The following is a 14,582-nucleotide window of genomic DNA, read 5'->3' as shown; positions in this document are numbered from 1 at the left end:
GTTTGCATGACGGCAATATTTCCGGGCTTGAACGCTGAAAACTACACCCCTCACCCGCTCCATGCGTCTGACCGGATGTGGCCGGAAACCAATTGCTATGTCGATCTCTGGATCGAGCTTCTGGCCTCCAGCGGACTGCCGCCGGAGGCCATGCTCGGCTTCACGCTGACCCAGGATTTCGAGGGCGATCAGTTCACCTTCTTCAAGGTGCCGCTGGAAGACCTCGAAGCGCTCTATGGCATCCGCGTCACCGAACTGGCGATTTTCGACAGCATCGAAAACCACGTGGAAACCCAGCTGGAACGCGGGCGCATCTGCCTGATCGAGATGGACAGCTTCTACATGCCGGATACGCAGGGCGTCGGCTACCGCAAGGAGCATGGCAAGACGACGGTCGCCATCAACCGCATGGATAGCGAGAATCGCAAACTGGAATATTTCCACAATGCCGGTTACTTCGCGTTGGAAGGCGATGATTATGCGGGCATTTTCCAGCATCATCTGAAAGAAGACGAGCCGCCCTTCCTGCCCTATACCGAATTCGTGAAATTCGCCGAGGAGCCGGTGTCCGAAAAGCATCGCCGCGCTGTGGCAGAACGCCTGCTGACGCAACACTTCGCCAAGCGCCCGAAACAGAACCCTATCCGCGCCTTCGCAAAAGTGTTTCCAGCGCAGGTGGAGAAAGTGGCAGACCGCCCTTTCGGCTTCTTCCATAAATACGCCTTCAACACGCTGCGCCAGATGGGTGCGAATTTCGAACTGGCCGCAAGCCACCTGCAATGGCTGGGTGGCGAGCATGCCTTCAACGATGCCCCCGCACAGGCTCTGAAAATTTCCGAAGTATCCAAGACCGTGCAGTTCCAGCTTGCGCGTGCGGTAACGCGCCGCAAATTCGATGCTCTGGCAACCGTTCTCGATCCCGCTGCGGATGCCTGGGACGAGTTGATGGCAAAGCTTGGAAAAAACCTCGATAGCGCCAGCGAGGCCGCGTGATCGCGCCGGTCCACCATTCCGCCCGTCCCGGCCAGTTGCTGACGGAAGGCTGGACCCTGACGCTGACTGAGGCCGATGCCTATTCTCGTCCGTCAGATATTCCACTCGATGCCGAAGCCATCACGGCACCTGTGCCGGGAACCGTTGCCGAAGCACTCGAGGCTGTCGGAAAGTTCGATCGCTTCAATCCGAAGCCGCTCAACGGCCTTGATGCATGGTATCGGCTGACGCTGATTTCCGATGGCCCGGAACGCGCAACACTTCATTTCGACGGGCTTGCCACCATTGCCGAAATTTATCTGAATGGTGAGGTCATTGCCAGCAGCACCAGCATGTTCGAAGCGCAGGAAACGCCCGTTCAACTGACAGGCGCTGACGAGCTTGCCATCTGCTTCCGTGCGCTCGCCCCACGGCTTGAAAGAAGCGGCCCCCGCGCCCGCTGGCGCCCGCAAATGATGAATACGCAGGGCCTGCGGATGATCAGAACCACGGCACTGGGTTACATGCCCGGCTGGTGTCCTGAAATTCACGCCGCTGGCCCCTGGCGGTCGATCCGGCTGACACGAGGAAATGAAGCTACCTTCGAAATCAGGTCGTTCCGAGCGGAACTGACCACGGATGGCGCGGGCGTCATCAAACTTTCCGTCGAGGCTGCGGCCTCTACGAAACAGATCGAAGTTGAGTGTAACGGCCATAAAGCCCTTCTCTCGCCTATCGCAGATGGCCTCTTCGAAGGTGAGTTGAGACTGGACGGCATCGAGCCTTGGTGGCCAGCCACCCACGGCAAGCCGACCCTGCATGACGTCACGCTTCGGCTGGACGGGAAAAGTCACCCCATCGGCAAAACCGGCTTCCGCCGCGTCGAGATAGACCATGGCGCAGATGGCAAAGGTTTCGGCCTGAAGATCAATGGAGAGCTGATCTTCTGCCGGGGTGCGGTCTGGACCAATGCGGATATCGTACGGCTTCCCGGTAATCGCAAGGATTACGAGCCCTGGCTGCGGCTTGCGGCAGAGGCGGGCATGAACATGATCCGCATCGGCGGAACCATGGCCTACGAGACAGCCGATTTCTTTGCGCTTTGCGACGAATTCGGCCTCATGGTCTGGCAGGATATGATGCTGGCCAATTTCGATTATCCTGCCAAGGACGAGGCCTTTCTCGCCCATATCGAAACCGAAACCACGCAGCTTCTAGCAAAGACCGCGCTTTCTCCCTCTCTTGCCGTTCTGTGCGGCGGCAGCGAAATCTATCAGCAAGGCGCGATGCTCGGGCTTTCGGAAGCATTCTGGAAAGGTCCGCTGACGGAGGAGATACTGCCGAATTACGTGCAGCAGCATCGCCCGGATGTCGTCTATGTACCCAACTCCCCCTTCGGTGGCGCGCTCCCCTTCTTTCCCAATGAAAAGGTGGGGCACTATTACGGCGTAGGAGCCTATTGCCGACCGCTGGACGATGCGCGCCGCGCGGATGTCCGGTTTGCCGGAGAGTGCCTCGCCTTCGCCAATGTGCCGCAACAGAAGACCCTTGAAGCCCATCTTCCGGTCAGGGCCTTCCATGATCCGGTCTGGAAATCCCGCATTCCCCGTGACCGTGGAGCCTCATGGGATTTCGAGGATGTTCGCGATCATTACCTGAAGCTGCTCTACGATGCGGACCCGACGACGCTGCGCCGCGAAGATGGCGAGCGATATCTGGACCTCTCCCGCGCGGCTATCGCGGAGGTCATGGAGGTAACTTTTGGAGAGTGGCGGCGCAACGGCTCCTCATGCCAGGGCGCACTGATCTGGACGTTGCAGGATCTGCTGCCCGGTCCCGGCTGGGGGCTGATCGATTCCACCGGCGAGCCGAAATCGACATGGTATGCCTTGAAGCGGGCATTCCGTCCGATGCAAATCATCCTCACCGATGAGGGCACGAACGGACTGGACGTTCACCTCCTCAACGAGACCGGACAAAGCCGAAATGTGATCGTGGAACTCGCCTGCCTGCGAGATGGTTTGCAGCCTGTCGTGAGCGGCAGACGGCAGCTCGAACTTGCCCCCCGCACCAAGATGACGCTCGCCGCGACCGACCTCTTTGGCGCCTTTTTCGATACGACCTATGCCTACCGCTTCGGCCCACCTTCGCACGACGTGACCTTGGCGAGACTGCGCGACGTGGAAAGTGGCGAGGTCGTTGCGAGCGCTTATCATTTCCCGCTTGGCCGCAGCGCTGCGATACACACCGCAACGCTCACCCCCATTGTGAGCCAGAAAGACGACCGATGCTTCCTGACGATCACATCGGATCGCTTCGCCCAATCGGTCCATGTCGCTGCGGAAAACCATCGTCCTGCCGACGACTGGTTCCATCTGGCTCCGGGAGAAAGCAGGACTATCGAGCTGTTTCACACGGGCAAGCGCCGCGAGGAAGAGCCACACGGAGAAATCCGAGCGCTCGGCTCCCGACAGTTGTTCCGTTTTTGAAGAAATGCGTTATAAGTCGGCTTAATCATACCTGCCGGTGACCCACTGGCGGGCGCAAGCATTCATCCCCATTTCTACGCAATACTAACCGTTCCCACCGGTGGTTTTGACGCAATCGAAAACATCATTTACCTTCCTGCCGATCCGGCAAGGCATAGAAGTCCTACATGGAAAAAAGTTTAACCCGCTATATCTGGAATCACACGAAGCGGCAGCAGCTTTTCATTCTGCTGATTGTCGCCTTGTCGATGATACCGTATTTCCTTGCATTCGATCTTCCCAAGCAGATCGTCAACGGCCCCATTCAGGGTGACGGTTTCGAAGGCGTCAATTCCACCCAGCTGTTCATGCATCTGACGGTGGACATTCCCTATTACGGCAAGCTCACGCTTTTCCCCGGCATCGAGCTGACGCGCCTGGGAATGTTGATGGGGCTGAGCCTGACCTTTCTGGCGCTCGTCATCATCAACGGCCTCTTCAAATATTACATCAACACATACAAGGGCCGTCTGGGGGAGCGACTGCTTCGCCGCATCCGCTTCCAGCTGATAGACCGCATTCTTCTCTTCCCGCCCTCGCACTTCAAGCGGGTGAAGGGTGCGGAAATTTCCAGCATGATCAAGGACGAGGTGGAGCCACTCGGCGGCTTCACCGGTGACGCCTTCGTGCAGCCTGCCCTTCTCGGAGGGCAGGCACTATCGGCGCTCTTCTTCATTCTGGTGCAGAATTTCTGGCTGGGTCTCATTGCAGCCTTCATGGCCGCCATTCAGGTCGGCATCATTCCCAAGATGCGCCGCCGCCTGATCGAGCTTGGCCGCCAGCGGCAATTGAGTGCGCGCCAGCTGGCAGGCCGGATCGGCGAAATGGTGGAAGGCATCGGCACGATCCATGCCTACGACACCTCGAATTACGAGCGCGCGGATGCGGCCCACAGGCTCGGTGAAATCTTCAAGATCCGCTACGATCTCTACCAGTGGAAGTTCATCGTCAAGTTCATCAATAACTTCCTGGCGCAGCTGACACCTTTCTTTTTCTATGCGCTCGGCGGTTACCTTACCCTGCGTGGCAGCCTCGACGTCGGTCAGCTTGTCGCCGTCATTAACGCCTATAAGGAGCTTCCCGGCCCGCTTAAGGAACTCATCGACTGGGATCAGGCCCGTCAGGACGTTCAGGTCAAGTATGAGCAGGTTTTCGAGCAGTTCGATTCCCCAAGCATGATCGACGGTAAAATTCAGGCGCTTTCGCCGGAAGCAGCAGCCGCCATCACCGGCCCCATCGTAGTGTCCGGCCTGTCGCTGGATGACGACAGCGGCACACGCCTGCTCGATCAGGCGTCACTGACGATCAATCCGGGAGAAACCATCGCCATCGTCGGCAGCGCCGGTGGCGAGGCGCTGGCGGATGCGCTGGGGCGCACGCTCTGGCCCACTTCAGGGAAGATTTCCATTGGCGATGCCGATTTCCATGAGTTGCCGGAATCCGTTACAGGACGGCGCATCTCTTACGTATCTGCCGACACCTACTTCTTCCATGCCAGCCTCAGGGACAATCTTCTCTACGGCCTCAAGCACGCACCTTTGAAAGCCAAGGAATATGAGGGCGCCGAGCTGGAGCATCGGAAGTGGGAAATCCGCGAGGCGAAGCTTGCCGAGAACCCGAATATCGACCTGCACGGAGACTGGATCGACTACGAATCCAGCCCTGCAGGCAGCGATGATCCGGACCGCTTCCTGAAAGCCATGCTGGATGTGCTCGATACAGTTCAACTCTCGCCGGATGTGCTGGAATTTGCGCTGAGATCCTCGATCGATCCCTTGAGCGACCTGCATCTTGCAGCGCGGATCGTGGAACTGAGACAGGTTCTGCGCAGCGAACTCGAACGGGAAAATCTCAGCGGGCTGATCGTTCCCTTCGAGCCGAACAGCTACAACACGGAAGCGACCGTTGGTGAAAACATCCTGTTCGGCACCATGCGCGATGCATCCACCGGCAGCCGCAAGATCATTGAAAGCGACTACTTCCGCTCTTTGATGCGGGGAACGGGCCTATCCAACACGCTGTTCGACATGGGTTACACGATTGCGGAAAACATCGTTGAAATCTTCAGCGATCTCCCGCCGGATCACCCGTTGTTCCAGCAGATGAACTTCATGACCGCGGAAGATATTCCGAGCTACCAGCAGATGCTTCAGCGTCTCCAGGGCAAAGGCTATGGCGATGCGAGCGAGGCCGAGCGCCGCGCCATGCTGCGGCTCAGCTTCTTCTATATCGAGCCGCGTCAGCGCTTCGGTCTTCTGACCGACGATGTGATGAAGCGCATCGTGGAAGTGCGCCACATGTTCCACGAAAAGCTGCCGGACGAGTTACGCGACATCATCGAGCCTTACGATCCGAGCAAATACGCAGCCTCCACCAGCCTGCTCGACAACATCCTCTTCGGCAAGATCAGCCACCGTTATACCGACGCTTCGCGCCGCATCACCCGCATCGTAGCCGATGCGATGCGCAAGCAGGGCGTCTATGATCGCGTATTGGCCGTGGGCCTTGAGTTCAACCTCGGCGCCGGCGGAAAGAGGCTTGGACCGCTTCAGCGGCAGAAGCTCAATCTTGCGCGTGCGCTGATGCGCCGGTCGGACTTCTACGTCCTGAACCGCCCGCTTCCCGGCCTCGACCATCGATTGCAGCAGGAAATCGTCGATAACGTCATGACGTTCCTGCGGACGGACGGCGCAAATCCCGCAATCCTCTGGGTTTTATCGAACCCATCGCTTGCCCGGATGTTCGACAGAGTGATCGTCGTCAACCAGAGCGCGATCGTTGCCGATGGATCATACGAGACTCTTGCGGAAGAAAACGGTACATTCAAAGAAATGATTGCTGCATGATAGATGCAGTGCAATCATATGAGGAACACGAGGTGAGACAAGGCGATGCTTTTCAAGGATGAAATTCAGATGCTGAAGCGCGTTCCATTCTTTAGCGAGATGGAGCCGTCGAAACTCAAGCTTCTTGCTTTCGCATCGGACCGCGTGTCCTACCACGCAGGCGACGAGCTGTTTCGTCAGGGCGATCTGGGAGACGCTGCCTACGTGCTTCTCACCGGCAAGGTGGATGTGCTGATCGACTCGCCTTCCGGGCAGATCAAACTGACGGAAATGAGCGGCAACGCCATCGTCGGTGAAATCGCCATCCTGTGCGACAGCGTGCGTACCGCAACGGTTCGTGCCTCTACCCCGGTAGAAGCGCTACGCATCGGCAAGGAGCAGTTCTTCAAGCTGATGTCGGACTTTCCGGACGTGACGATCAAGGTTATGCGTGTCCTGGCCGAGCGTCTGACACAGACGACCACGGAACTGAGCAAAGCGCGCGCGCATTCGAACGCATGAACGAAATCTTCTTCCGCTGCGTTACTATGCAAAAGAAAAATAAAAGTGGTGTTGGCGTAATAAAACTGAAATGCTGCACGGAGTAAGGACACGCCAGTCAATGGCGGTAGTAACGCGGAACCCAGCGGAGGAAACGTAGAACGGGTGCCCGCGGTAAGTTGGGGTGTATCATGGTGTTGAATTCCGACGAGGAACGTCGGGGCAATAAACAGGAATTCCGGGTCAAGATTTGGGGAGCGCGGGGAACGCTTCCTGTATCAGGAGATAAATTCCGCAAATATGGTGGCAACACGATCTGCATCGAGGTTCGGTGCGGAGACCACATTCTGCTTTTCGATGCAGGCTCCGGCCTTCATCCCGCCGGACAGGCGCTGAAAGCGGAAGGTGCTGGCAATGTCGACATGTTCTTCTCCCATTGCCACTATGATCACATCGTCGGCTTTCCATACTTCAAGCCCTTCTTCAAGCGTGAGAACGATGTGCGCATCTGGTCCGGCCATCTTGCCGGGCAGAAGACCACTCGCGAAATGCTGCGTGAGTTCATGAGCCCGCCATGGTTCCCGGCCCCGCTGGATATCTGCTGCGCACATATCGTCACCAGGGATTTCACCGCCGAAGACACGCTGTCGGTCCATCCTGATCTGTCGATTCAGACGGGAATGTTGACCCACCCGGGCAATGCCATCGGCTACAGGATCGACTGGCAGGGACGAAGCCTCGCCATCATCACCGATACGGAGCACGAGCCGGGCAAGCTGGACAAGGCGGTGCTGAAGCTCATCGACGATGTGGACCTTTTCCTCTACGACGCCAGCTTCAGCGATGCGGAGATGGAGCTTTACAAGGGATACGGCCACTCGTCATGGCAGCAGGCGATCCGTCTGGCCAAATCCGCCAATGCGAAGTCCGTCGGCTTCATTCATCACGCGCCCTTCCGCACGGATGACGAGCTTGACCAGATCGATGCGGATGCGAAGAAGGAATTTTCCGGCGCTTTCGCTGCGTTCGACGGGCAGGTCATAGAGCTGTGATTTTGAAAGCAGCTTGCGTGCCGCAGGTAATGTCAAAGAAGTGATGATACCTGCGCTCGCGCCAGCATGAATGTCTTTGGCTTTTATGTTCGCCTTGCGCTATGTGCCAGCGATCGATTTGCATGACCTCCTAAATCCCTCGCAAGAGACCCCTACCAAATGGGTATTCCGCAAGAAGATAGGACGTGGAATAATTTAACCCTTTGGAAGAAGTTTGTGAGGTGCGAATGGCGCAGCTGGTGTCAGAGACGTCCCTGAGACGTGCGCGGTTGCTCTCCGGCCTCACCATGCTGGCCTTTCTCGTCTGCCACCTGTCGAACCACGCGCTTGCGCTGATCTCCATCGAGACTGCGGAATATGGGCGCATGTGGTTCAGCATCGTCTGGCTGAACCCGCTCAGCAGCATCATTCTCTATTCCGCCGTCCTCACCCATATCATTCTGGTGCTGCGTTCCATCTATCTCAAGCGGTCTCTGCGCATGCCACTGAGGGAAGGCCTGCAGATATTTCTCGGTCTGCTCATTCCATTCCTGATCATCGATCACGCCGCAGGCATACGCTTTGCCCGCATGCTTTTCGATATCGATGATGGGTATAACGACGTCATCCGACGACTTTGGATCGTCTCTCCGATGGCGGGGTTGAAGCAGAGCATAGCGCTGGTTCTGATCTGGACCCATGGCTGTCTCGGCGTCTATTTCTGGCTGCGCTATCGAAGCTGGTACAAGAGGATCGCGCCCTATCTGCTGACGGTGGCGGTTCTTCTGCCGATCCTTGCCTTGCTGGGTTTCAGCGATGCCGGTCGGCAAATGGAACTGGACGTGCCCGCCGACCATCCGCATTCCGAAGCTGCGATGCGTTCGCCGACGGAAGTATCTGCGAGAACACCAGCGCGTCAGGCCATGATAGAGCAGATCACCTTCGGTTTTCGCATGGCATTCAGCACCGCCGTTGCTCTGACCTTCGCTGCCCGCGCCTTCCGGGGCTGGCGACAGAGGTCGCGAGGCTTTGAGATTCTCTATGAGGGCGGCGGTGCCCTGCGTGCACCGGCAGGCTTCAGCGTTCTGGAGGCAAGCCGTCTTGGCGGTATTTCCCATTTCTCCGCCTGTGGCGGCAAGGGCCGATGCTCCACATGCCGGGTGAAGATCCTGGAGGCGCACGGGCCACTGCCGGAGCCGGGCGATATCGAGAAAGCGACGCTGCAACGCATCCACGCGGATTCGGATGTGCGGCTGGGCTGCCAGTTGCGCCCTTCCGGCAGGGTCAAGGTCGCGCTGCTGCTGTCGTCTCATCAGCAGAACGACATTCCGGCGAGCGGCGAACCGATCCGCCCCGGTCGCGAAGAGGAAATAGCCGTTCTCTTCTGCGACCTTCGAAACTTCACGTCTCTTTCGGAATCGCGCCTACCCTACGACATGGTGTTCCTGCTGAACCGCTACTTTACCGTGGTCGGACAATCCGTGGAGCAGGCAGGCGGGCGCATCGATAAATTCATCGGCGATGGCGCGATGGCACTGTTCGGGCTGGAAGGAAATGCAGGTGCCGCTTCTGCGGATGCCCTGAAGGCAGCCGCCTATATTCTTCGCGATATCGATAAGCTGAACGAGGAGCTCGAGAAGCAATTTGCCGTGCGCCTGCGCGTTGCCATCGGCATCCACGCAGGCCCCTCCATCGTCGGTATCATGGGCTACGGGGCGGCGAAAAATCTCACCGCCATCGGCGACACGGTGAATGTCGCCAGCCGCCTGGAAACCGCCGCCAAGGAGTTCGGCGCATCCATCGTCATATCCGAACCGGCGATGGTGCAAACTGCCCACACACTGGACGCGCTTCAGAGCAGAACCATACCCATTCGTGGGCGCAGCTCCGAAATGAAAGTGTTCCTAATCTCAGAGGAAGAAAGCAAGCGTTTCCTGTAAATCGTCGGACGCGAGTGGCGTCAGATTTTCCTGTAAAGGAAATATCTGTCTCTTGGCACCGATGGGGGAACCGGCAGTGGGTTGAGGCTCGGCTCCTGAAGCGGGAGCCCGCTGACCGCGATGCCACCGGATGCCAGCATTCCCGCCACGATCTGCGGAAGCCATGTCAGCGTCACCGCATCCTTCTCGTCATAGCCGGTGCCAATATCCGCATGAACGAGCGCCGCTCCGATACCGACCCAGTCCTTTGCCGTCTGGTCGATTTCACCGATGACGAGATTGCCATCCTCTGGCACCGAAGATGCGTGCGCTCCCATGGCCCTGTCGAAGGCAACGATACGGCGATCGGGAAACAACTCGCGCAGATGATTGAATGTGCGACCATTGCCAAGCCCGATCTCCATGACCGGCCCATCGACAGGAAGATCGAGATCACCCTGGACATGATTGAGAATATCGCGCTGGGCGCTGAGGCGGCGGATGAAACTGTCCAGTCTGCTCATGAAAATCCTGTCCTATCAAGCCTTGAGAATATGGCCCGCACTGATGTTACGGCGCGCAAAGGCGTTGCGCGTATCGATAATCAGCGGCGACCAATCGGCCAGTTGCTGGTAATCGACGTTGTCGTGATCGGTCGCAACGAGCACGGCGTCATAAGCTGAGATGCTGTCCCTGTTCCAATCCGCCGATCTCATGCCCATAAGATGGCTGTATTCGCGGGTCTTCGGAATTTCCGCCACATAAGGGTCGTGAAACGCAACCTCGCCGCCGCGCTCGAGAATGAGCTCGATCAGCTTCAGTGACGGGCTTTCACGAATATCCGGCACGTTTTTCTTGTAAGCAAGACCGAGGACAAGCACCTTGGAACGGCTGAGCGCCTTGCCCCGATGCACGTCCAACGCCTCTGCCAACCGCCCAACGACATGGCGCGGCATGCCGGTGTTGATCTGCCCGGCAAGCTCGATGAAGCGCGTCGGCAGTTCATATTCCTTGGATTTCCAGGTCAGGTAGAATGGATCGATGGGGATGCAATGTCCGCCAAGACCCGGACCCGGATAAAACGGCATATAGCCGAAAGGCTTCGTCTTGGCTGCGTCGATAACCTCCCAGATGTCGATGCCCATGGCCTCGTAAACGACCTTGAGTTCGTTGACGAGCGCGATGTTGACCGCACGAAACACGTTTTCTGTGATCTTTACCGCCTCGGCTGTGGCATTGGTCGAGACCGGAATGACGGTCTTGACCACTGAGCCATAGAAAGCAGTCATCAACTCGGCGGCATCCGGTCCATCACCCGCAACCACCTTCGGAATGGTCGAGGTCTGGAAATCCCGATTGCCGGGATCTTCGCGCTCCGGTGAGAAGCCAAGGAAGAAATCCTCAGCCGATTTCAGGCCGGTCTTTTCCAGTATCGTCTTGACGATGCCATCGGTCGTGCCGGGATAGGTCGTCGATTCCAGAACCACCAGCTGCCCGGGGCGAAGGGTCTTTGCGATCTCACGGCAGGTGTTCTCGACATAGGAAAGATCGGGATCGCGATACTTTGTCAGTGGCGTGGGAACGCATATCGCGATGACATCGCAGTCGCCAAGCCTGGAAAAATCGCAGGTCGCCTCGAAGGTACCATTCTCGCAAGCGGTGCCAAGAATATCGTCCGGCACCGCTTCAATATAACTCTTGCGCGCTTCGACAGCCTCGATCTTGGCCGGATCGATATCGAAACCCGTAACCCTGAAGCCGGAATTGGCAATCGTCATGGCCAGCGGAAGGCCCACATAACCAAGCCCGATAACACCGGCCCTAGCCTTTTTCGACTGAATGAGTTCGAGAAGTTGCTGTGCGTTTGGAGAGGAAGTCAAAGCGTTTTGCGCCCCGCGCATGAAGGAAACATGCTCATCAGTTGGGCGAGAACACCCAAGGTGTCAAGGCAGGGGCATCTTAAATTCCGGTTGACGAAGTGTTGAGCGAAGACGCACAACTCGCTGCCATGAAAATCGCCTTCTACTGCCCGCTGAAGTCACCGAACCATCCCGTGCCCTCCGGCGACCGGCTGATGGCGCGGCTGCTCATGCAGGCGATGCAGCTGTCCGGTCACGAGGTCGATGTAGTGTCGGAGCTCCGAACCTTCCTGCGTCAACCTGACGGCGAAGAGGCAGATGCGCTGGGATGCGACGCAACAGGTGAAATCGAGCGGATTTCAGCGCTGTGGAGCCAGACAGCAAAGCCGGATATCTGGTTCTGCTATCATCCCTATTACAAGGCTCTCGATCTGCTCGGACCTGAACTCTGCAAGCGTTTCGGCATCCCCTACACCACTGCGGAAGCCTCATACTCGCCGAAGCGCAATGCCTCTGGATGGGCGGATGTGCAGGCCAAGCTGCTGGGCGACCTGCGCTTTGCAGCCGTCAATATCTGCTTCACCCATCGTGATCGCGAAGGTCTTATCAAGGCCGATCCAGCCATCCGCTCCGAGATGCTGCCGCCCTTTATCGACGCCTCTCTGTTTGAACATCAGACCCCGGCACCGGCCACAGGCCGCATGGCAACGGTGGCGATGATGCGGGCGGGTGATAAGGTCAGCAGCTACGCGGCGCTGGCAAAAGCACTCGAATTGCTGCCTCAGGCGCTGGCCTGGACGCTGGAGATCATCGGCGATGGGCCTGAACGCGACGCAGTGCACAGGCTCTTCGACGGCATCGCATCTGATCGGCTGGTTTGGCACGGCGAGAAGAATCCTCAGCAGATCGCAAATATTCTCTCTCACGCATCGTTGTATGTATGGCCGGGGCACGGAGAGGCCTATGGTCTTGCCTATCTGGAGGCGCAGGCGGCAGGCCTGCCCGTGATTGCGGAACACATAGCGGGTGTGCCGGAGGTCGTTTCTGACGGGAAGACCGGCATCCTGACCCCGCCGGGGCAAAGCCAGATATTTGCGGATGCCATCGCGTCCCTGTTGACGAATGCAGAAAAACGGCAGCGGCTGGCCGATAATGCACGCCACTTCGCCACACAGGAACGCTCCCTTCAGAAAGCGGCGGCGACATTGGATAAGATTTTGCAAGCGGTTCAAGGAAACAGGGCATGACGGAAAAACGGCTTCTCGAAACGCTCGATCAGCTCGCTAACGAGGGCAGAGTTGCCGATCTCTGGCTCCGCGACGACGATGCGACGCAGCCAACCTTGGCACTTGATCGTCTGCTGGCACTTTCGCAAACCTACGCCGTTCCCATGACCCTCGCCGTCATTCCCGAGCCGACGGGTGAGGCGCTGGCAAAGAAGCTGAGTGGCACGACCGACATCCACATCGCAGTCCACGGCTGGGCGCATAAGAACCATGCGGGGCCGGATGAGAAGAAGCGCGAGCTTGGGCTGCACCGTGGCAGGGACATCGTTCTTGGTGAACTGGAAGCGGGGTTTTCAAAATTACGGGCACTCCACCCGAGCCGTTTCGTGCCCATGCTCGTTCCGCCATGGAACCGGATCGATCAGGACATCATCGATGGCCTGAATGACATTGGCTTTACAGCACTTTCGGTCTATGGGCCGGAGAAAGAAAGTCCGATAACGCTTCTAAATACCCATATCGACGTCATAGACTGGCGCGGGACGAGAGGTGGCAAAGACCACGATCTGCTCTTTGCCGAAACCGCCGAGCGTATATCCGTTGCTCAGCCCGCTGGTCGAACGGCGGGCATCCTCACCCATCATCTCGATCATGATGAAGCGGTGTGGAGTTTTCTCGAGCGCCTGTTTTCCCTGACAGCCAATCACCCCGGCTGCCGCTGGCGTTCATCGAGAGAGCTTATCGCGAACCCGTCACCATGATTTCCAGGCGATCAGAAGCCCGTCATTTTCCGCTCCCGCTTTCGCACGGGCGTCCTCTACGGCGCTGAATGGCGCGCGATCTGGAAGAGCGGCTGCGACGAAATCTGCATTGGCGAGAGAAACGGAGCCTGCGCGTGCAACGACGGTAAAGATCAGCGGCCCCGTTGCCCACCAGGCAGGTGCGCGCGGCAGGTGCTGAAGAATATCCGGCAGTGCCTGCAAAATTCGCTCGAAGACCGGATGCCCCGCAGGCGCAGCGATGAAGGAATTGGCGAACAGCACGCTTCCTCTGCCTGTCTGGCGCGGCGTATCCTCGGCAAAGGCCGTCAGGCCGATCATCGGTAGAACATCGAAAAAGCTGGCATCATCGCGCGCCGGGTAAAAATCGCAGTCGAGATAAATGCCGCCGAAGCGGGACAGGATGACATAGCGCGCCACATCCACCGCGCCGGGAAAATCCTTCTCGGAAAGCATCCGCTGAAAGACCGGATCGGTGCTGATCCCTTCACGCGCCAGATCCTCCTCCCGCCAAAGCCGGTAGGTCAGGCCGTTGGCTTTCGCATGCGCCGCCCAAGCTTCGGTCGCGGGCGGAACGTCTCTGTCGCCGATCCAGATTTGATGAATGACACGCGGCACCGCTTCGCGGTTCTTGGCGGCAATGAGCTTCCTCTCCTCGGACGAAAATCGACCATAGGGCTCGAAGGTTTCCACCGGAGGGACCAGAAGATATTGATAGCCGGCTCGGCGAAGCACATCTCCCCTCGCCTTCTCAAGCCGCAGATGAGCGGAATGGAGCTTCCGCGGCAGGCCGAGCGCCGTCTGCTCACCCATAAAGTGCTGGTCACTCTCCTCGCTTAAAAGTTGGAGACGGCTTTCGGCCTCATCGAAATTGCGCTCAGCCACCAAATGCCGGATTTCTGCAAGCTTCGCATCAAAATAAGCCTTGTCTGGCATGGAGCG

11 protein-coding genes are annotated in these 14,582 nt (G+C 58.1%); 8 read left to right on the top strand and 3 right to left on the bottom strand.

Annotated features, from left to right (window positions below; genetic code table 11):
* Positions 1 to 6 precede the first annotated feature (6 nt).
* The 6 genes from CFBP5473_RS02475 (at position 7) to CFBP5473_RS02450 (ending at position 9,797) form a co-directional block, all read left to right on the top strand.
* On the top strand, positions 7 to 993 hold the full coding sequence (locus tag CFBP5473_RS02475; RefSeq protein ID WP_027676730.1) for a DUF1839 family protein: 987 nt from the start codon (positions 7 to 9) through the stop codon (positions 991 to 993).
* Positions 990 to 3,461: a glycoside hydrolase family 2 protein gene (locus CFBP5473_RS02470; RefSeq protein WP_234881771.1), complete on the top strand. Its 2,472-nt coding sequence runs from the start codon at positions 990 to 992 to the stop codon at positions 3,459 to 3,461. The genes CFBP5473_RS02475 and CFBP5473_RS02470 overlap by 4 nt, the downstream gene beginning before the upstream one ends.
* Positions 3,462 to 3,628: 167 nt before the next feature.
* Positions 3,629 to 6,346: an ABC transporter ATP-binding protein gene (locus CFBP5473_RS02465; protein ID WP_027676728.1), complete on the top strand. Its 2,718-nt coding sequence runs from the start codon at positions 3,629 to 3,631 to the stop codon at positions 6,344 to 6,346.
* 45 nt (positions 6,347 to 6,391) lie between these two features.
* Complete coding sequence (locus CFBP5473_RS02460) at positions 6,392 to 6,847, top strand: cyclic nucleotide-binding domain-containing protein (RefSeq protein WP_027676727.1); 456 nt, start codon at positions 6,392 to 6,394, stop codon at positions 6,845 to 6,847.
* Positions 6,848 to 7,017: 170 nt separating this feature from the next.
* Positions 7,018 to 7,878, top strand: a complete 861-nt coding sequence (locus CFBP5473_RS02455) for an MBL fold metallo-hydrolase (RefSeq protein ID WP_027676726.1) — start codon at positions 7,018 to 7,020, stop codon at positions 7,876 to 7,878.
* A 227-nt stretch (positions 7,879 to 8,105) separates the two neighbouring features.
* Positions 8,106 to 9,797 (top strand): adenylate/guanylate cyclase domain-containing protein, encoded by a 1,692-nt coding sequence (locus CFBP5473_RS02450; RefSeq protein WP_027676725.1) that lies wholly within the window; start codon positions 8,106 to 8,108, stop codon positions 9,795 to 9,797.
* 20 nt (positions 9,798 to 9,817) lie between these two features.
* Here the strand turns inward: CFBP5473_RS02450 and CFBP5473_RS02445 are convergent, their stop codons facing one another.
* Positions 9,818 to 10,300 (bottom strand): class I SAM-dependent methyltransferase, encoded by a 483-nt coding sequence (locus tag CFBP5473_RS02445; protein ID WP_027676724.1) that lies wholly within the window; start codon positions 10,298 to 10,300, stop codon positions 9,818 to 9,820.
* A gap of 15 nt (positions 10,301 to 10,315) precedes the next feature.
* Positions 10,316 to 11,677, bottom strand: coding sequence for a nucleotide sugar dehydrogenase (locus CFBP5473_RS02440; protein WP_106389460.1), 1,362 nt, complete (start codon positions 11,675 to 11,677; stop codon positions 10,316 to 10,318).
* A gap of 107 nt (positions 11,678 to 11,784) precedes the next feature.
* On the opposite strand from CFBP5473_RS02440, the gene CFBP5473_RS02435 reads away from it, so the two are divergent.
* Both CFBP5473_RS02435 and CFBP5473_RS02430 read left to right on the top strand, forming a co-directional pair.
* Positions 11,785 to 12,882, top strand: a complete 1,098-nt coding sequence (locus CFBP5473_RS02435; protein WP_027676722.1) for a glycosyltransferase family 4 protein — start codon at positions 11,785 to 11,787, stop codon at positions 12,880 to 12,882.
* Positions 12,879 to 13,622 carry a polysaccharide deacetylase family protein gene (locus CFBP5473_RS02430; RefSeq protein ID WP_027676721.1) on the top strand — a complete coding sequence of 248 codons (744 nt, stop codon included), beginning with the start codon at positions 12,879 to 12,881 and terminating at the stop codon, positions 13,620 to 13,622. The genes CFBP5473_RS02435 and CFBP5473_RS02430 overlap by 4 nt, the downstream gene beginning before the upstream one ends.
* On the opposite strand, the gene CFBP5473_RS02425 is transcribed toward CFBP5473_RS02430, so the two are convergent.
* The gene (locus CFBP5473_RS02425; protein ID WP_027676720.1) at positions 13,614 to 14,576 is read right to left on the bottom strand and encodes a glycosyltransferase family 32 protein; all 963 of its coding nucleotides are present in this window, start codon (positions 14,574 to 14,576) and stop codon (positions 13,614 to 13,616) included. The genes CFBP5473_RS02430 and CFBP5473_RS02425 overlap by 9 nt on opposite strands.
* Between the last annotated feature and the right edge of the window lie 6 nt (positions 14,577 to 14,582).

Source organism: Agrobacterium larrymoorei (genome assembly GCF_005145045.1).
Lineage (GTDB): Bacteria > Pseudomonadota > Alphaproteobacteria > Rhizobiales > Rhizobiaceae > Agrobacterium > Agrobacterium larrymoorei.
This window is presented reverse-complemented; position numbering and strand designations above follow the sequence as displayed.